Raw genomic sequence first — 19337 nt, 5'->3', positions numbered from 1 at the left:
TATTTGAGTAAGTCTCAGAAGAGATAGCAGGTTTTTCAGCCTGCTATCTTTTTTGATGACATTCAGGTTGATTCGAAATCATAAGATGTCTGAAACTACTTTCAGGATAGTCTGTTCTATAAAATACTTTTGAAACTGAAATCTATTCTACCACAAGCTATTGAAAGCGCTTAACAAATAATATATAATAAGCCCATAAGAACAAGAAAGGGAGGAAAGAGGATGCCACAGATCAGCAAAGAAGCCTTGATTGAACAAATCAAAGATGGAATCATTGTCTCTTGCCAGGCACTTCCTCACGAACCGCTTTACACAGAAGCGGGAGGAGTCATTCCCTTGCTAGTCAAAGCGGCTGAGCAAGGTGGAGCAGTCGGTATCCGAGCAAACAGTGTTCGCGATATCAAGGAGATCAAGGAGGTTACGAAACTCCCAATTATCGGAATCATCAAACGTGACTATCCGCCACAGGAGCCCTTCATTACAGCTACGATGAGAGAAGTTGATGAACTGGCTGAACTAGATATTGAGGTCATTGCTCTGGATTGTACCAAACGTGAACGTTACGATGGTTTGGAAATCCAAGACTTTATCCGACAAGTCAAAGAAAAATATCCGCATCAACTCTTAATGGCTGATACCAGTACGTTTGAAGAGGGAATCGCAGCAGTTGAAGCAGGGATTGATTTTGTTGGAACAACCCTATCAGGCTACACCTCTTATAGTCCCAAAGTAGATGGTCCAGACTTTGAACTGATCAAAAAACTGTGTGAAGCAGGCGTGGATGTCATCGCTGAAGGGAAAATTCATACACCAGAACAAGCTAAGCAAATCCTTGAATATGGGGTGCGAGGTATCGTTGTTGGTGGAGCTATTACTAGACCAAAAGAGATTACGGAGCGCTTTGTTGCCGGTCTTAAATAACACAATCTCAAAACAGAGGAGAGTGGTTGATGCGTCGGACAAAATGAAAACGTATACAAATATAAAGAACTCATTATCCAATATGGATACGCTTATAAATTAGGAGAATACAAATGAAATTTAGAAAACTAGCTTGTACAGTACTTGCAGGTGCTGCGATTCTTGGCCTTGCAGCTTGTGGTAACTCTGGTGGAAGTAAAGATGCTGCAAATTCTGGTAGCGATAGCGGAAAAACAGAAATCACTTGGTGGGCATTCCCAGTCTTCACACAAGAAAAAACTGGTGACGGTGTTGGAACTTATGAAAAATCAATCATCGAAGCTTTTGAAAAAGCAAATCCAGATGTAAAAGTGAAATTGGAAACCATCGACTTCAAGTCAGGTCCTGAAAAGATCACAACAGCCATCGAAGCAGGAACAGCGCCAGATGTACTCTTTGACGCACCAGGACGTATCATCCAATACGGTAAAAATGGTAAATTGGCTGAGTTGAACGACCTCTTCACAGACGAATTCGTCAAAGATGTCAACAACGAGAACATCGTACAAGCAAGTAAGGCTGGTGACAAAGCTTACATGTATCCAATCAGTTCAGCTCCATTCTACATGGCTATGAACAAGAAAATGTTGGAAGATGCTGGAGTTGCAAACCTTGTAAAAGAAGGTTGGACAACTGATGACTTTGAAAAAGTTTTGAAAGCTCTTAAAGATAAAGGATATACACCAGGTTCATTGTTCAGTTCTGGTCAAGGGGGAGACCAAGGAACACGTGCCTTCATTGCAAACCTTTATGGCGGTTCTGTAACAGACAAAGACGTAACCAAATATACAACAGACGATCCTAAATTCGTCAAAGGTCTTGAAAAAGCTGCTAGCTGGATTAAAGACGGTCTATTGAACAACGGTTCACAATTTGACGGTGGGGCAGATATCCAAAACTTTGCGAACGGTCAAACTTCATACACAATCCTTTGGGCACCAGCTCAAAACGGTATCCAAGCGAAACTCTTGGAAGCGAGTAAGGTAGACGTGGTAGAAGTACCATTCCCATCAGACTCTGGTAAACCATCTCTTGAATACCTTGTAAATGGATTTGCAGTATTTAACAACAAAGACGACAAAAAAGTCGCAGCTGCTAAGAAATTCGTTCAATTCATCGCAGATGATAAAGAATGGGGTCCTAAAGACGTAGTTCGTACAGGTGCCTTCCCAGTTCGTACATCATTTGGCAAACTTTATGATGACAAACGTATGGAAACAATCAGCAGCTGGACTAAATACTACTCACCATACTACAACACAATCAACGGATTTGCTGAAATGAGAACACTTTGGTTCCCAATGTTGCAATCTGTATCAAATGGTGACGAAAAACCAGCGGATGCTTTGAAAGCCTTCACTGAAAAAGCTAACGAAACAATCAAAAAAGCTACAAAACAATAAGCACTAAGTCAGATTGATTCCCCCTTTTCCCTGTGCACTAAGGTGTAAGAAAAGGGGGACTTTTGTTTGAAATGGTAGGAACTGTCACGAAATTAAAATGAAGTTCTTACATAAGCGAATCTTAAAAAATTTCATTTTGATTTTAAAACAGTTCAAGAAAATCAAAAACTATTCTATTTGAAAGAGAGGTGCCGACTGTGAAAGTCAATAAAATTCGTATGCGGGAAACAGTGATTTCCTATGCTTTCCTAGCACCAGTATTGTTCTTCTTTGTTATCTTTGTCTTGGCTCCTATGATTATGGGATTCATTACAAGTTTCTTTAACTACTCCATGACCAGCTTTGAGTTTGTTGGTTTGGACAACTACATTCGCATGTTTAAAGATCCTGTCTTTACCAAGTCTTTGATCAATACCGTTATTCTGGTTATTGGATCAGTACCGATTGTGGTTCTCTTCTCGCTCTTTGTAGCATCTCAAACCTATCATCAAAATGCGATTGCCCGTTCTTTCTATCGTTTCGTCTTCTTCCTTCCTGTAGTTACAGGTAGTGTTGCCGTAACGGTTGTATGGAAATGGATCTATGACCCCCTATCAGGGATTCTAAACTTTGTCCTTAAGTCAAGCCATATCATCAGCCAAAACATTTCTTGGCTGGGTGACAAAAACTGGGCTTTGCTAGCGATTATGATTATCCTTTTGACAACATCTGTTGGTCAACCGATTATCCTTTATATCGCTGCAATGGGAAATATTGACAACTCACTTGTTGAAGCGGCGCGTGTTGACGGTGCGACTGAGTTCCAAGTCTTCTGGAAGATCAAATGGCCTAGCCTTCTTCCAACAACTCTTTACATCGCGATCATTACGACTATCAACTCATTCCAATGTTTCGCCTTGATTCAGTTGTTGACATCTGGTGGTCCAAACTATTCAACAAGTACACTCATGTACTACCTTTACGAAAAAGCCTTCCAATTGACAGAATACGGCTATGCAAATACCATCGGTGTCTTCTTGGCAGTGATGATTGCCATTGTCAGCTTTGCTCAATTCAAGATCCTCGGAAACGACGTAGAATACTAAAGAAAGGAGACAGTTATGCAACCTACACAAAAGAAACCTTTAACAGCTTTCACTGTTATTTCAACGATTATCTTGCTCTTGTTGACCGTACTGTTCATCTTTCCATTCTACTGGATCTTGACAGGGGCCTTCAAATCACAGCCTGATACCATTATGATTCCGCCACAGTGGTTCCCTAAAATGCCAACCATGGAGAACTTCCAACAACTCATGGTGCAAAACCCTGCTATGCAGTGGATGTGGAACTCTGTATTTATCTCACTGGTAACCATGTTCTTAGTCTGTGCAACCTCTTCTCTAGCAGGTTATGTCTTGGCTAAAAAACGTTTCTATGGTCAACGCATCCTCTTTGCAGTCTTTATCGCTGCCATGGCACTTCCAAAACAAGTTGTCCTTGTACCATTGGTACGTATCGTCAACTTCATGGGAATTCACGATACACTTTGGGCAGTTATCTTGCCTTTGATCGGATGGCCATTCGGTGTCTTCCTGATGAAACAATTCAGTGAAAATATCCCTACAGAATTGCTTGAATCAGCAAAAATCGACGGTTGTGGTGAGATTCGTACCTTCTGGAGCGTAGCCTTTCCTATCGTGAAACCAGGATTTGCAGCCCTTGCGATCTTTACCTTCATCAATACTTGGAACGACTACTTCATGCAGTTGGTTATGTTGACTTCACGTCAAAACTTGACTATCTCACTCGGGGTTGCGACCATGCAGGCCGAAATGGCAACCAACTATGGTTTGATCATGGCAGGTGCAGCTCTTGCAGCCGTGCCAATCGTAACCGTCTTCCTTGTCTTCCAAAAATCCTTCACTCAAGGGATTACTATGGGAGCGGTTAAAGGATAATACTCTGCGAAAATCGAATTCAAACTACTTCAGCATCACCTTGCCATACTTAAGTACTGCCTACGGTTAGCTTCCTAGTTTGTTCTTCGATTTTCATTGAGTATAGAAAAAACTGTCTATCAAAATTCAGAAGAATATGTTATAGACTAAGAGAAATATAGTTTCATAAGTGTCTACAAAATGGAGAGTATACAGTTACTTCGTGAAGTTTTGTCAGACACTTATAAACTTAAGAATGAACTCTTTTCATGATACTAGTTAGAATAGGTTCGTTTTATGGTAACTATTTCCCGCTTTAGTGGTATCTAAGATAAGCAATTACCGCTTATCTTAGACGGAATTTTTGAGACTGACGATAAAGGAGTGAAAGGCTCAAAAATTAGGAATGAAATTCCGAAGGAATTTGCTTCCGTCCGCACTATTACAGGGAAATAGAGAAAAGATAATTCGAAACTGAAAAATAGTAACTATCAGAAACGAAGGAAACAGTATGATTTTTGACGATTTGAAAAACATCACCTTTTACAAAGGGATTCATCCCAATCTAGATAAGGCTATCGACTATCTCTACCAGCACCGTAAGGATTCTTTCGAACTCGGTAAGTATGAGATTGACGGGGACAAGGTCTTTCTAGTTGTTCAGGAAAATGTCCTCAATCAAGCTGAAAATGACCAATTTGAACACCATAAGAACTATGCAGATTTGCATTTGCTGGTAGAAGGACATGAATATTCGAGCTACGGTTCACGTATCAAAGACGAGGCAGAAGCATTTGACGAAGCGAGTGACATTGGTTTTGTCCATTGTCATGAACGCTACCCACTCTTGTTGGGTTATCACAATTTTGCGATTTTCTTTCCAGGAGAACCGCACCAGCCAAATGGCTATGCAGGTATGGAAGAGAAGGTTCGCAAATATCTCTTTAAAATTTTGATTGATTAAAAGAATCAGGAGGAGCAAACATGGCACAAAAAGGAGTGAGCCTTATCAAGGCAGCATTTGATACAGATAACTTTCTCATGCGTTTCAGTGAGAAGGTCTTGGATATCGTGACAGCCAATCTTCTTTTTGTCGTCTCTTGTTTGCCCATCGTGACGATTGGAGTGGCTAAAATCAGCCTCTACCAAACCATGTTTGAGATTAAGAGAAGCAGGCGAGTACCTGTTTTCAGAACCTATCTGAGAGCTTTCAAGCAAAATCTGAAACTGGGTTTCCAGTTAGGTTTGCTAGAGTTGGGTATTGTTTTGCTGAGTCTTTTAGACCTCTATCTTTTCTGGGGCCAGACAGCTTTACCTTTCCAGATTGTGAAAGCTATTTGTTTGGGGATTCTCATCTTCCTCACTCTGGTGATGCTGGCTAGTTATCCCATCGCTGCGCGCTATGATTTGTCTTGGAAAGAAGTGCTGCAAAAAGGGCTTATCTTGGCAAGTTTTAACTTTCCGTGGTTCTTCCTCATGTTAGCCATTCTCTTTCTTATTGTGATGGTTCTTTATCTATCCGCATTCACTCTCCTTTTGGGTGGGTCAGCTTTTATCCTCTTTGGTTTTGGTTTGCTAGTCTTTCTCCAAGCAGGTTTGATGGAGAAAATATTCGCCAAATACCAGTAGGATGGTTTGTTTCTGAAACTACTTTCAAACGTTCAAGTTTCTAAAATACAAGTAGAAACTAAAATCTAAGTGTATACAAGATATTGAAAGCGATTTTCACAAGGTGTATACTAAACTTGTATAGAAAAGAACTGCTCTCAGCAGAATAAAGAAATCTTAGGAGAAAATCTATGTCAGATTTGAAAAAATACGAAGGTGTCATTCCTGCCTTCTACGCATGTTATGATGATGCGGGTGAAGTAAGCCCAGAACGTACGCGTGCCTTGGTTCAATACTTCATTGATAAGGGAGTTCAAGGTCTCTATGTCAACGGTTCTTCTGGTGAATGTATCTACCAAAGCGTAGAAGACCGAAAATTGATCTTGGAAGAAGTCATGGCAGTTGCTAAGGGCAAATTGACCATCATTGCTCACGTAGCTTGCAACAATACCAAAGACAGTATGGAATTGGCTCGCCATGCGGAAAGTTTGGGAGTAGATGCTATCGCAACAATCCCACCTATTTACTTCCGCTTGCCTGAGTACTCAGTAGCAAAATACTGGAATGACATCAGTGCTGCAGCACCAAATACAGACTATGTTATCTACAACATTCCTCAATTAGCGGGTGTTGCTCTGACTCCAAGTCTTTACACTGAAATGTTGAAGAATCCTCGTGTTATCGGTGTGAAGAACTCTTCTATGCCAGTTCAAGATATCCAAACCTTTGTGAGCCTTGGTGGGGAAGACCATATCGTCTTTAACGGTCCAGATGAACAGTTCCTAGGTGGCCGCCTCATGGGTGCCAAAGCTGGTATCGGTGGTACTTATGGTGCGATGCCAGAACTCTTCTTGAAACTCAATGAGTTGATTGCAGAGAAAGACTTGGAAACAGCGCGTGAATTACAATACGCTATCAATGCAATCATCGGTAAATTGACTGCTGCACATGGAAATATGTATGGTGTCATCAAAGAAGTATTGAAGATTAATGAAGGCTTGAATATTGGTTCTGTTCGTTCACCATTGACGCCAGTAACTGAAGAAGATCGTCCAGTTGTAGAGGCAGCTGCAGCCTTGATTCGTGAAACCAAGGAGCGCTTCCTCTAATCCATAAGGAGGTATTTATGACACACTACGTTGCAATTGATATTGGCGGAACCAACATCAAATATGGTTTAATTGACCAAGAAGGCCAACTTGTTGAATCGCATGAAATGCCAACAGAGGCATATAATGGTGGACCCCATATCTTACAAAAGACAAAAGATATCGTAGCCAGCTATTTAGAAAAGGGCCCAGTAGCAGGTGTTGCCATTTCTTCTGCAGGAATGGTGGATCCTGACAAGGGGGAGATTTTCTATGCGGGACCTCAAATCCCTAACTATGCAGGAACTCAGTTCAAGAAGGAAATCAAGACTAGCTTTAATATTCCTTGTGAAATTGAAAATGATGTCAACTGTGCAGGTCTTGCTGAGGCAGTATCTGGTTCCGGCAAGGGAGCGAGTGTCACTCTTTGCTTGACCATTGGAACAGGTATCGGTGGTTGCTTGATTATGGATGGGAAAGTCTTCCATGGATTTAGCAACTCAGCTTGTGAAGTCGGTTATATGCATATGCAGGATGGGGCTTTTCAAGATTTGGCTTCTACAACAGCTTTAGTGAAATATGTAGCTGAAGCACATGGAGAAGATGTTGATCAGTGGAATGGCCGACGCATCTTTAAAGAAGCTACTGAAGGAAACAAGGTCTGCATGGCTGGTATTGACCGCATGGTAGACTATTTAGGGAAAGGTCTGGCAAATATTTGCTACGTTGCCAATCCGGAAGTTGTTATTCTTGGCGGTGGTATCATGGGGCAAGAGGCAATCCTCAAACCTAAAATTCGAAAAGCTTTAAAAGATGCTTTGGTCCCAAGCCTAGCTGAAAAAACACGATTAGAATTTGCTCATCATCAGAATACAGCAGGTATGTTGGGAGCCTATTATCATTTCAAAACAAAACAATCCTAGTTTGGTTGAACCAAACTAGGATTTTCTAACGCGTTTTTGTCTACGATAGCCATTGAGTTTTTTATTTTCCCAATAGCTATTAAAGATTTTCTCCTTGCTTTCACGATTGATTTCCAAAAAGTAGGCATAAACCAAATCTATAAGGAAGAGCATAGGGAGTTGAGCGGATATCCGTTGAATGTAGGAAGGCTGGCTGTGGCTGGCAACAAGAACTGTCTCTGTATAGGCTTGACTATTTTTGTTTGGAGCGCTGGTAAAGAGAATGGTCTTGGCACCCATTTCCTTGGCGTCCAGCAAACTATCTAAGACGGATTGGGTAGTTCCTGATAGGGAGAAACCGAGTACGAGACAATTTTCATCCATGATGCTGGTCGTCCATGCAAAGCCGTCCTGATCGGTTAAGGCTTCACAGACCACACCCAGACGCATGAAACGCAATTTCATTTCACGAGCGACAAGACCGGAACTGCCTGTTCCAAAGAAGTAGACACGCTCAGCATCTTCGATTAAATGGGCGACTCGTTCCAGTTGTTCTTCGTCAATCAAATCCTGTGTTTGTTCTCGCATGATACTGTAGCTTCGCAAAACACGTTTGGTCAAAGGACTATGTTTGTGCGAATGAGTGTCCTGTTTACTCGCCTGATGCTGGTATTGAAAGACAAATTCTCTGTAACCTGTAAAACCACACTTTTTAGCAAAGCGGGTCAGCGCTGCTTGGGAGATATGTAATTTCTGGGTAACTTGCTGAGAAGAAAGATCATCTTGGATCGTTTCAGGTTGTAAAAAATAGCGAGCGATTTCTTGCTCAAGCTCGGTTAATTCTTCAAAATGGAGGTCGATTATGGTTGCGATGTCTGGCTTGTTCATGAGGCTCCTTTTTATGAGTCAAAGTCTTAAAGGTTAACGCTTTCCTAACTATTACTATCATTATATCATAGAAGTTAGGATAACCAAATAAAAAGGCATTTTCAGTTGAAAGTCAAAAAATGCTTTGACTTTTCCAAGTCTTTCTCCGTAAAATATGGTACAATGAAAAGTACTGAGCTTCACCTGTTTGCTCTATTATTTTATATGTAAATAAAGGTGAAAATTGGAAATTTTTCTAGAAAAGAGTCTTAGTTGTATGAGAAAATTCAATAGTCATTCGATTCCTATTCGGCTTAATTTACTGTTTGCCATTGTTATCCTGTTGTTTATGGCCATTATTGGTCGATTGTTATATATGCAGGTGCTCAATAAAGATTTCTATGAAACAAAATTGGCTTCAGCCAGCCAGACAAGGGTAACAACCAGTTCAGCTCGTGGGCAAATCTATGATGCAGCAGGGAAACCCTTGGTAGAAAACACTGTCAAGCAAGTTGTTTCTTTCACCCGAAACAATAAAATGACGGCAGCAGAATTGAAGGAGACAGCCAAGAAACTTCTCACATATGTGAATGTAACCTCCCCTAATTTGACAGACCGTCAGATTGCAGACTACTACTTGGCGGACCAGGACGTTTACAAAAAAACAGTCGAATCCTTGCCAAGTGATAAACGCCTAGATTCAGATGGGAACCGCTTATCTGAAGCGACTCTCTACAATAATGCGGTTGAAAGTATTGACGTGAGTCAACTCAATTATACAGATGACCAGAAAAAGGAAATCTATCTCTTTAGTCAGCTCAATGCCGTTGAAAATTTTGCGACGGGTACCATTTCTACGGATGCCTTAGATGATACCCAAGTTGCTCTTGTTGCATCAGCGTCCAAGGAATTACCAGGTATCAGTATTTCAACCTCATGGGATAGAAAAGTCCTAGACACTTCTTTGTCTTCAATTGTAGGTAGTGTATCAAGTGAAAAATCAGGTCTTCCAGCAGAGGAAGTCGATGCCTATCTTAAAAAAGGGTATTCTCTCAATGACCGAGTGGGAACTTCCTATCTTGAAAAGCAATATGAAGATGTTCTCCAAGGCAAACGCTCCGTCAAAGAAATCCACCTCGACAAACACGGAAACATGGAAAGTGTAGAAAATGTCGAAGAAGGAAGCAAAGGAAACAATATCAAGTTAACGGTTGACCTAGCGTTCCAGAATGGTGTGGATGATCTACTCAAGAGCTACTTCAACTCGGAGTTGGGTAACGGTGGAGCCAAATACTCTGAAGGAGTCTACGCTGTAGCCCTCAATCCTAAAACCGGTGCAGTTCTAGCTATGTCAGGTGTCAAGCATGATGTCGAATCCGGTGAATTAAGTTCAGATTCGCTTGGAACTATAACCAATGTCTTTGTACCAGGGTCTGTCGTTAAGGCGGCAACCCTTAGCTCTGGTTGGGAAAATGGGGTCTTGTCAGGAAATCAAACTTTGACAGATCAGCCGATTGTTTTCCAAGGTTCGGCTCCGATCAATTCATGGTATACCTTGTCCTATGGCTCCTTCCCTATCACAGCAGTTGAGGCTCTAGAGTACTCTTCTAATACCTACATGGTTCAGACTGCGCTAGGGATCATGGGGCAGTCCTACCAGCCAAATATGATAGTCGCAACTGATCAGTTAGAAACTGCAATGGGCAAGTTGCGATCAACCTTTGGGGAATATGGACTTGGAGCTTCAACAGAGATTGACCTCCCAGATGAATCTACAGGATTTACACCAAAAGAATTTGATTTGGCCAACTATATTAACAACGCCTTTGGTCAGTTTGACAACTACACACCTATGCAGTTAGCCCAGTATGTCGCAACCATTGCAAACAATGGCGTACGATTGGCTCCTCACATCGTTGAGGGAGTTTATGGAAACAATGAACAAGGTGGCTTAGGTAATCTAGTTCAAGAAACAGCCACCAAGGAACTGAACAAGATCAATATCTCAGAAGCGGATATGAGCCTCTTGCACCAAGGTTTCTATCAAGTTTCGCATGGAACGAGCGCTCTGACAACTGGTCGTGCCTTTTCAAATGGCGCAGCCGTTTCCATAAGCGGGAAAACGGGGACGGCCGAAAGTTATGTTAATGGCGGTCAAAAGGCCAATAATACCAACGCAGTTGCTTATGCTCCGTCCGATAATCCTCAAATCGCGGTCGCAGTCGTCTTTCCTCATAACACCAACCTAACAAATGGTGTCGGACCTTCAATTGCGCGTGATATCATCAATCTTTATAACCAACAACATCCAATGAATTAGAAAGGAACTTATGCTGTATCCAACACCTATTGCCAAGCTGATTGATAGCTATTCAAAGCTTCCAGGTATCGGGATCAAAACGGCTACCCGTCTCGCCTTCTATACCATTGGAATGTCTGATGACGATGTCAATGAATTTGCAAAAAATCTCCTATCTGCCAAGCGGGAATTGACCTATTGTTCCATCTGTGGTCGCTTGACCGATGATGATCCCTGCTCTATCTGCACAGATCCGACTCGAGACCAGACAACGATCTTGGTGCTAGAGGATAGTCGCGATGTGGCTGCTATGGAAAACATCCAAGAATACCACGGACTCTATCATGTCTTGCATGGACTCATTTCTCCGATGAATGGCATCAGCCCAGACGATATCAATCTCAAGAGCCTCATGACCCGTCTCATGGATAGTGAGGTTTCAGAGGTGATCGTGGCAACCAATGCGACAGCAGATGGAGAAGCGACATCTATGTATCTCTCTCGTTTGCTCAAACCAGCTGGTATCAAAGTCACTCGTCTAGCACGAGGACTAGCCGTGGGAGCAGATATCGAGTATGCGGATGAGGTCACACTCTTACGAGCCATTGAAAATCGGACAGAGTTGTAAGTGTAGACCAATTTACTAACTCCATTCATCTATACAAAAAATCAAGGAGGCCGACTTTGTTTTTATCGGTCTCTTTTTATGTTTTTTGAAGATCAGTATTAGCTTCAAGTTTTAAAAAAAAAGTAAATATGATATACTAAAGAACGAATATTCTATTAGAATTAGGACAAGTAATATGAAACAAACGATTATTCTTTTATACGGCGGACGCAGTGCAGAACGTGAAGTGTCTGTATTGTCAGCTGAAAGTGTCATGCGTGCGGTCAACTACGACCGTTTCACAGTCAAGACTTTCTTTATCAGCCAGTCAGGTGACTTTATCAAGACTCAGGAATTTAGCCAGACTCCAGGTCAAGAGGATCGTCTCATGACCAATGAAACGATTGATTGGGACAAGAAAATTGCGCCAAGTGCCATCTATGAAGAAGGTGCCGTGGTCTTTCCAGTCCTTCATGGCCCAATGGGAGAGGATGGCTCTGTTCAAGGATTCTTGGAAGTTTTAAAAATGCCTTACGTAGGTTGCAATATCTTGTCATCTAGTCTTGCCATGGATAAAATTACGACCAAGAGAGTTCTAGAATCTGTCGGAATTGCCCAAGTTCCTTATGTGGCCGTCGTCGAAGGTGATGATGTGACTTCTAAAATTGCTGAAGTTGAAGAAAAATTGACTTATCCAGTCTTCACAAAACCATCAAACATGGGTTCCAGTGTCGGTATTTCTAAGTCTGAAAACCAAGAAGAACTCCGTCAAGCATTAGAGCTTGCCTTCCAATATGACAGCCGTGTCTTGGTAGAGCAAGGGGTGAATGCGCGTGAAATTGAAGTTGGTCTACTGGGCAACTACGATGTCAAAAGCACGCTTCCAGGAGAAGTGGTCAAGGATGTTGCCTTTTATGACTACGATGCCAAGTATATCGACAACAAGATTACCATGGATATTCCGGCTAGGATCAGTGATGATGTGGTAGCTGTCATGCGTCGAAATGCTGAAACTGCCTTCCGTGCGATTGGTGGCCTCGGTCTATCTCGTTGCGATTTCTTCTATACAGATAAGGGCGAGATTTTCCTAAACGAGCTTAATACCATGCCAGGTTTTACCCAGTGGTCTATGTACCCACTACTTTGGGACAATATGGGAATCAGCTACCCAGAACTAATCGAGCGTCTGGTTGACCTTGCTAAGGAGAGCTTTAACAAGCACGAAGCACATTTGCTATAAAATGAAAGAAGGGGTAGAAATGAAATTAACAATCCATGAAGTCGCCCAAGCTGTTGGAGCTAAAAATGATGTTAGTCTTTTTGCGGATGCTCAGTTAGAAAAAGCTGAGTTTGACAGTCGTTTGATTGCTGCAGGGGACTTATTTGTGCCCCTAAAAGGTGCGCGTGACGGTCATGACTTTATCGAAACAGCTTTTGAAAATGGTGCGGTAGTAACCTTGTCTGAGAAAGAGGTTGCAAATCATCCTTACATTCTAGTAGACGACGTGTTGACTGCCTTTCAAACCCTAGCCGCCTACTATCTTGAAAAAACAGCGGTCGATGTCTTTGCTGTTACAGGTTCAAATGGCAAGACAACGACCAAGGATATGTTGGCACATTTACTATCAACAACCTACAAGACCTACAAAACCCAAGGCAATTACAATAACGAGATTGGCCTTCCCTATACGGTTCTCCATATGCCTGAGGGAACAGAAAAGTTGGTCTTGGAGATGGGACAGGATCACTTGGGAGATATCCATCTCTTGTCTGAATTGGCACACCCAAAGACAGCCATCGTGACCTTGGTTGGAGAAGCCCATTTGGCCTTTTTCAAAGACCGTTCAGAGATTGCTAAAGGGAAGATGCAAATTGCAGACGGTATGGCTCCGAGTTCTTTGCTCTTGGCACCAGCCGACTCCATTGTAGAGGACTATTTGCCCACTGATAAAAAGGTGGTCCGTTTTGGGCAAGGAGCAGAGCTGGAAATTACAGACTTGCTTGAACGCAAGGATAGTCTGACCTTTAAGGCCAATTTCTTGGAGCAAGCCCTTGATTTGCCAGTGACAGGTAAGTACAATGCCACCAATGCTATGATTGCTGCTTATGTAGCTCTACAAGAAGGAGTTTCAGAGGAGCAAATTCGTCAGGCCTTCCAGAACCTAGAATTGACCCGCAATCGTACTGAGTGGAAGAAAGCAGCCAATGGAGCAGATATTCTGTCTGACGTATACAATGCCAATCCAACAGCCATGAAGTTGATTTTGGAGACATTCTCTGCCATTCCAGCTAATGAAGGAGGCAAGAAAATTGCTGTTCTAGCAGATATGAAGGAACTCGGCGGCCAGTCTGTTCAACTCCATAACCAGATGATTTTGAGCCTATCGCCAGATGTGCTAAATACCGTTATTTTCTATGGAGAAGATATTGCGGAATTAAGCCAACTTGCTAGTCAAATGTTCCCAATCGGCCACGTTTATTACTTCAAAAAAACAGCTGACGAGGACCAATTTGAAGACCTCGTCAAGCAGGTCAAGGAAAGCCTCGGTGCCAATGACCAAATTTTGCTCAAAGGCTCGAACTCCATGAATCTAGCCAGGTTGGTAGAAAGTTTAGAAAATGAATGCAAGTGATTTTGCCAAGTATCTGCAAAGAATGATTGCCATTACAGATACTGGATTAACCTTTACAAAAGATCCTTTTGACCGCGAGCGTTACGAGGACTTGCGAAGCCTGTTATCTGAAATGTTGAATCAGGGATTAGACATAGATGCAGAAGAAGTGGCAGAAGTCATGAAACCAACTTCCGCTTATGCAACTCCTCTGATGGACGTCCGTGCTTGGATTGTTGAGGATGAAAAAGTCTGTTTAGTTAGAGGAAAAGGAGAGGATAGTTGGGCTTTGCCAGGTGGCTTTGGTGAAGTCGGCTATTCTCCAACCGAAAATATTCTCAAGGAAATTGAAGAAGAAACCGGTTTTACAGCAAAAGCTGAAAGGTTACTTGCAGTTTTTGATACCAATCGTTTCCAACTACAGAGCAAACAGTATGCAAAGTTTGTCTTTGAATGTAGGCTTCTTGATGGACAATTTCAAGAGAATCAAGAAATTGCTGAGCTTCAATTTTTTGCCATTGACCAACTGCCGGCCTTATCTGAAAAACGCATCACCAAGGAGCAAATGGAGATTCTTTGGCAAGTTTATAAAGGACAAAGAGACCAATATGTCGATTAGTTTGTGCTAGAGAAGTCGACAAATCAAAAAAGGGTGTCTGTAAAGTGCATTTCTGCAATACAAATGATATAATAGGTTGCGAATTTAAGACGCAAGTGTTCTATGAATAGCATAGAATCAAGTTTTTTCAAAAAATTTAAAAGCTGGAGAAAGTGAATTTTTTACTGCCTCTAGCTAGATGAACGAGGAATAGAATATGAATTTGTGGGATAAATTATTTACCACACAGATATCAGAACCGCCCCAGTTTGAACTCCACTGGTATATTGGTTTGTTATGTTTACTGGCCTTTACTTTCTACGCTTCTTATCGTTTTCGCGACAAAGTGGCTTACCAACGATTTATTCAGATTCTTCAATCTGTTCAACTGATTGTTCTGTATGGCTGGTATTGGGGCAATCTCATGCCTCTGTCAGAAAGTTTGCCCTTCTATCATTGTCGTATCGCCATGTTTGTGATGCTCTTAATTCCAGGGACATCCAAGTACAAACAGTACTTTGCCCTTTTAGGAACTTTTGGAGCAACAGCAGCACTGGCTTACCCACTCTTTGATCCCTACCCATTTCCACACGTAACCATTTTGTCCTTCATTATCGGACATGTTGCCCTTTTAGGAAATGCGCTCCTATACTTGTTTAGAAACTATCAACCTTCCCTTCTTGATTTGAAGAATGTGGCTGTGATTACCTTCGCCTTAAATGGCTTGATATGGGTTGTCAATTTAGTTGTAGGTGGGGATTATGGATTCTTAACGAGACCGCCACTTGTTGGAAATCACGGACAACTTTTGAATTACCTTATTGTTTCGAGCGTTATCGTGATAGCAATTTGCGTAACAGCAAAATTGCTAGAGATTTTTTTACAGCAAAAATCGCAAGAATTTATTCAAGAGAAGGTCTAAGTAGACCTTCTTTTTTTGATGGGTTATAAATATTATCGAATTGTTGACAAGAACATCAAAAACTTTTTCCAGAAGAAAAATTTTCTAATATTTTCTCAAAAAACATGCAGGAAATTTACGAAAAACTAAGCATGATTAGTTTTTTTGTGTTATAATATTTTTTGAATAGCTATGCCCAAACATAGTTATTAAATAGAAGTGAGAAACTTGGAAGATAGAGAGGATGCGATGTAATGACTAGAGATGGTTTTTTTACAGGCTTAGATATCGGAACTAGCTCCATTAAGGTGTTAGTTGCGGAGCATAGAGATGGCGAAGTAAATGTAATTGGTGTTAGTAATGCTAAAAGTAAAGGTGTAAAAGACGGAATTATTGTTGATATTGAAGCAGCTGCTTCAGCAATCAAATCCGCAATCACACAGGCAGAAGAGAAAGCAGGCATTTCTATCAAGTCTGTCAACGTTGGTCTTCCAGCAAATCTTCTGCAGGTCGAACCAACACAAGGAATGATTCCTGTAACATCAGATACAAAAGAAATCACAGATCAGGATGTTGAAGATGTTGTTAAATCAGCTTTGACAAAGAGCATGACTCCTGATCGTGAAGTGATTACCTTTATTCCAGAAGAATTCATCGTGGATGGTTTCCAAGGAATCCGTGACCCTCGTGGTATGATGGGTGTCCGTTTGGAAATGCGTGGTTTGCTTTACACAGGTCCTCGTACGATTCTACACAATCTTCGCAAGACGGTCGAACGTGTAGGTATCCAGGTTGATAATGTGATTATTTCACCTTTGGCGATTGTGAACTCAGTCCTAAATGAAGGCGAGCGTGAATTTGGTGCGACTGTCATTGACATGGGTGGAGGTCAGACTACTGTAGCGACTATCCGCAATCAAGAATTGCAATTCACCAACATCTACCAAGAAGGTGGAGATTACGTTACAAAAGACATCTCTAAAGTCTTGAAAACATCTCAAAAGATTGCAGAAAGTTTGAAACTGAACTATGGTGAAGCTTATGTTCCGCTAGCAAGTAATGAAACTTTCCAAGTTGAAGTAATTGGCGAAGTAGAGCCTGTTGAAGTGACAGAGAGCTACTTGGCAGAAATTATCTCAGCACGCATCAAACATATCTTTGACCAAATCAAACAAGAGTTGGAAAGAAGACACTTGTTGGATTTGCCAGGAGGTATCGTCCTTATCGGTGGAAATGCAATTTTGCCGGGCGTTGTTGAATTAGCCCAAGAAGTATTTGGTGTTCGTGTAAAACTCTATGTACCAAATCAGGTTGGAATTCGCAACCCTGCATTTGCTCACGTAATTAGTTTATCTGAGTTTGCTGGTAAATTGACTGAAGTCAATCTTCTTGCTCAAAAAGCAGTTAAAGGAGATGAATTCCTTCGTCAAAAACCAATTAACTTTGGCATTCCAAATCAACGTTTGAATCCTGTGGCGCAACCAAGCCCAACACAGACAACTCCAGTTGAAACTGTACAGGAAGCTCCAGTTGCTCCCAAGGAAGAATTCCAAGCAAGTTCTCAAAGTAAACCGAAGCTAACAGAACGTTTCCGTGGTTTAATCGGAAGCATGTTTGATGAATAAAAGAGGATAAGAAATTATGACATTTTCATTTGATACAGCAGCAGCTCAAGGCGCAGTTATTAAGGTAATTGGTGTCGGTGGTGGTGGTGGTAACGCCATCAACCGCATGGTTGACGAAGGTGTTGCTGGTGTAGAATTTATCGCAGCCAACACTGATGTACAAGCACTTAGCAGTACGAAAGCAGAAACCGTTATCCAACTTGGTCCAAAATTGACTCGTGGTTTGGGTGCTGGAGGACGTCCAGAAGTTGGACGCAAAGCTGCAGAAGAAAGCGAAGAAGCTTTGACGGAAGCAATCAGCGGTGCAGACATGGTCTTCATCACTGCTGGTATGGGTGGTGGATCTGGTACAGGTGCTGCCCCTGTTATTGCACGTATCGCTAAAGATCTTGGTGCTCTTACAGTTGGTGTCGTGACACGTCCTTTCGGATTTGAAGGAAGCAAACGTGGTCAGTACGCTGTAGAAGGAATCAATGAACTTCGCGAGCACGTTGATACTTTGTTGATTATCTCTAACAACAACTTGCTTGAAATTGTTGACAAGAAAACACCGCTTCTTGAAGCTCTTAGTGAAGCAGATAACGTTCTTCGCCAAGGTGTTCAAGGGATTACTGACTTGATCACGAACCCAGGATTGATTAACCTTGACTTTGCTGACGTGAAGACTGTAATGGCAAACAAAGGGAATGCCCTTATGGGTATCGGTATTGGTAGTGGTGAAGAGCGCGTTGTTGAAGCAGCTCGTAAAGCAATTTACTCTCCACTTCTTGAAACAACTATCGATGGCGCCGAAGATGTGATTGTCAACGTTACTGGTGGTCTTGATTTAACTTTGATTGAAGCAGAAGAAGCTTCAGAAATCGTCAATCAAGCAGCTGGCAAAGGTGTAAACATCTGGCTTGGAACATCTATCGACGAAAGCATGAAGGATGAAATCCGTGTGACTGTTGTAGCGACAGGTGTTCGTCAAGAACGACTAGAAAAAGTAGTCGGGTCTGCTACCAACCAACCAGTTGGTCGACCATCAACTAAAACTCCACAAGCACACACATTTGACCGTCAATTCGACTTGGAAGAGACAGCAGAACTGCCTAAATCAAGTCCACGTCGCTTTGAAACTAACCAAGCATCTGCTTTTGGAGATTGGGACTTGCGCCGTGAGTCAATTGTTCGCCAAACAGATCCCGTTGTTTCACCAGTTGAACGCTTTGAAACACCAGTTTCACAAGATGAGGATGAATTGGATACACCTCCATTCTTCAAAAATCGTTAATCAATGAATTTGAAAAAAAACACTGAATTAGTTTTTCAGCAAATTGCTGATGCTAGTCAAAAAGCCAACCGTAATCTAGATGCTGTTTCAGTAATCGCAGTGACAAAATATGTAGATGTACAAACAGCGGAAGCCTTGCTTCCACTTGGCATCCATCATATCGGTGAAAATCGAGTTGATAAATTTTTAGAAAAATATCAGGCCTTGAAAGATTACCCAGTCACTTGGCATTTAATAGGAACACTACAGAGACGGAAAGTAAAAGAAGTAATCCCATATGTGGATTACTTTCATGCTTTAGACTCCCTAAAGTTAGCACAGGAAATTCAAAAGAGAACAGATCATGTTATCAAGTGTTTCTTGCAGGTTAATATTTCTGGGGAAGAAAGCAAGCATGGGTTTTCAAAAGAAGAATTGCTAGAACTTTTGCCAGAATTGGCTAAGTTAGATCAGATTGAGTATGTTGGTTTAATGACCATGGCTCCTTTTGAGGCAGGCAGTGATGAATTGAAAGAAATTTTCAAGGATACGCAGGCTCTGCAAGCAGAAATTAGAGAAAAACAAATCCCTAATATGCCGATGACAGAGCTAAGTATGGGAATGAGTCGTGATTTTAAAGAAGCGATTCAGTTCGGCTCAACCTTTGTTCGAATCGGTACAGCATTTTTTAAATAG

At 41.7% G+C, this 19337-nt stretch carries 18 protein-coding genes; 17 read left to right on the top strand and 1 reads right to left on the bottom strand.

Annotated elements, in window-relative coordinates; all coding sequences use genetic code 11:
• The first annotated feature begins 222 nt into the window (after window positions 1–222).
• The 8 genes from ATE34_RS06660 to ATE34_RS06625 all read left to right on the top strand — a co-directional run bounded on the left by ATE34_RS06660 (window position 223) and on the right by ATE34_RS06625 (window position 7901).
• The gene (locus tag ATE34_RS06660) at window positions 223–921 is read left to right on the top strand and encodes an N-acetylmannosamine-6-phosphate 2-epimerase (protein ID WP_001135658.1); all 699 of its coding nucleotides are present in this window, start codon (window positions 223–225) and stop codon (window positions 919–921) included.
• A gap of 113 nt (window positions 922–1034) precedes the next feature.
• Window positions 1035–2363: an ABC transporter substrate-binding protein gene (locus tag ATE34_RS06655; RefSeq protein ID WP_009730446.1), complete on the top strand. Its 1329-nt coding sequence runs from the start codon at window positions 1035–1037 to the stop codon at window positions 2361–2363.
• A gap of 218 nt (window positions 2364–2581) precedes the next feature.
• A complete protein-coding gene (locus ATE34_RS06650; RefSeq protein ID WP_001209417.1) occupies window positions 2582–3448 on the top strand; it encodes a carbohydrate ABC transporter permease in 867 nt (288 codons plus the stop codon).
• A 15-nt stretch (window positions 3449–3463) separates the two neighbouring features.
• Window positions 3464–4303, top strand: a complete 840-nt coding sequence (locus ATE34_RS06645) for a carbohydrate ABC transporter permease (protein WP_001183243.1) — start codon at window positions 3464–3466, stop codon at window positions 4301–4303.
• 490 nt (window positions 4304–4793) lie between these two features.
• Window positions 4794–5246: a NanQ anomerase/TabA/YiaL family protein gene (locus tag ATE34_RS06640; protein WP_084911400.1), complete on the top strand. Its 453-nt coding sequence runs from the start codon at window positions 4794–4796 to the stop codon at window positions 5244–5246.
• A 20-nt stretch (window positions 5247–5266) separates the two neighbouring features.
• Window positions 5267–5911 carry a YesL family protein gene (locus tag ATE34_RS06635; RefSeq protein ID WP_049490024.1) on the top strand — a complete coding sequence of 215 codons (645 nt, stop codon included), beginning with the start codon at window positions 5267–5269 and terminating at the stop codon, window positions 5909–5911.
• Window positions 5912–6081: 170 nt separating this feature from the next.
• A complete protein-coding gene (locus tag ATE34_RS06630; protein ID WP_084911399.1) occupies window positions 6082–6999 on the top strand; it encodes a dihydrodipicolinate synthase family protein in 918 nt (305 codons plus the stop codon).
• 17 nt (window positions 7000–7016) lie between these two features.
• A complete protein-coding gene (locus tag ATE34_RS06625) occupies window positions 7017–7901 on the top strand; it encodes an ROK family protein (RefSeq protein WP_084911398.1) in 885 nt (294 codons plus the stop codon).
• Between the two features lie 15 nt (window positions 7902–7916).
• Here the strand turns inward: ATE34_RS06625 and ATE34_RS06620 are convergent, their stop codons facing one another.
• Complete coding sequence (locus ATE34_RS06620; RefSeq protein ID WP_084911397.1) at window positions 7917–8768, bottom strand: MurR/RpiR family transcriptional regulator; 852 nt, start codon at window positions 8766–8768, stop codon at window positions 7917–7919.
• Window positions 8769–9024: 256 nt separating this feature from the next.
• Here ATE34_RS06620 and pbp2b point away from each other — a divergent pair, with 256 nt between their 5' ends.
• From pbp2b to ATE34_RS06575, 9 genes are all read left to right on the top strand, one after another.
• Window positions 9025–11067: a penicillin-binding protein PBP2B gene (pbp2b, locus tag ATE34_RS06615; RefSeq protein WP_084911396.1), complete on the top strand. Its 2043-nt coding sequence runs from the start codon at window positions 9025–9027 to the stop codon at window positions 11065–11067.
• A gap of 10 nt (window positions 11068–11077) precedes the next feature.
• Window positions 11078–11674: a recombination mediator RecR gene (gene recR, locus ATE34_RS06610; RefSeq protein ID WP_000966754.1), complete on the top strand. Its 597-nt coding sequence runs from the start codon at window positions 11078–11080 to the stop codon at window positions 11672–11674.
• Window positions 11675–11849: 175 nt separating this feature from the next.
• Complete coding sequence (locus ATE34_RS06605) at window positions 11850–12893, top strand: D-alanine--D-alanine ligase (RefSeq protein ID WP_084911395.1); 1044 nt, start codon at window positions 11850–11852, stop codon at window positions 12891–12893.
• A gap of 19 nt (window positions 12894–12912) precedes the next feature.
• A complete protein-coding gene (locus ATE34_RS06600; protein WP_084911409.1) occupies window positions 12913–14286 on the top strand; it encodes a UDP-N-acetylmuramoyl-tripeptide--D-alanyl-D-alanine ligase in 1374 nt (457 codons plus the stop codon).
• On the top strand, window positions 14273–14884 hold the full coding sequence (locus ATE34_RS06595) for an NUDIX hydrolase N-terminal domain-containing protein (RefSeq protein WP_084911394.1): 612 nt from the start codon (window positions 14273–14275) through the stop codon (window positions 14882–14884). The genes ATE34_RS06600 and ATE34_RS06595 overlap by 14 nt, the downstream gene beginning before the upstream one ends.
• Window positions 14885–15080: 196 nt before the next feature.
• The gene (locus ATE34_RS06590) at window positions 15081–15785 is read left to right on the top strand and encodes a YwaF family protein (RefSeq protein WP_084911393.1); all 705 of its coding nucleotides are present in this window, start codon (window positions 15081–15083) and stop codon (window positions 15783–15785) included.
• A gap of 233 nt (window positions 15786–16018) precedes the next feature.
• Window positions 16019–17389: a cell division protein FtsA gene (ftsA, locus tag ATE34_RS06585; RefSeq protein WP_000196340.1), complete on the top strand. Its 1371-nt coding sequence runs from the start codon at window positions 16019–16021 to the stop codon at window positions 17387–17389.
• A gap of 16 nt (window positions 17390–17405) precedes the next feature.
• Window positions 17406–18662: a cell division protein FtsZ gene (gene ftsZ, locus ATE34_RS06580; RefSeq protein WP_000144258.1), complete on the top strand. Its 1257-nt coding sequence runs from the start codon at window positions 17406–17408 to the stop codon at window positions 18660–18662.
• 3 nt (window positions 18663–18665) lie between these two features.
• Window positions 18666–19337 (top strand): YggS family pyridoxal phosphate-dependent enzyme, encoded by a 672-nt coding sequence (locus tag ATE34_RS06575; protein ID WP_001049622.1) that lies wholly within the window; start codon window positions 18666–18668, stop codon window positions 19335–19337.

It is taken from the genome of Streptococcus oralis subsp. tigurinus, from assembly GCF_002093545.1.
Taxonomy (GTDB): domain Bacteria; phylum Bacillota; class Bacilli; order Lactobacillales; family Streptococcaceae; genus Streptococcus; species Streptococcus oralis_C.
This window is presented reverse-complemented; position numbering and strand designations above follow the sequence as displayed.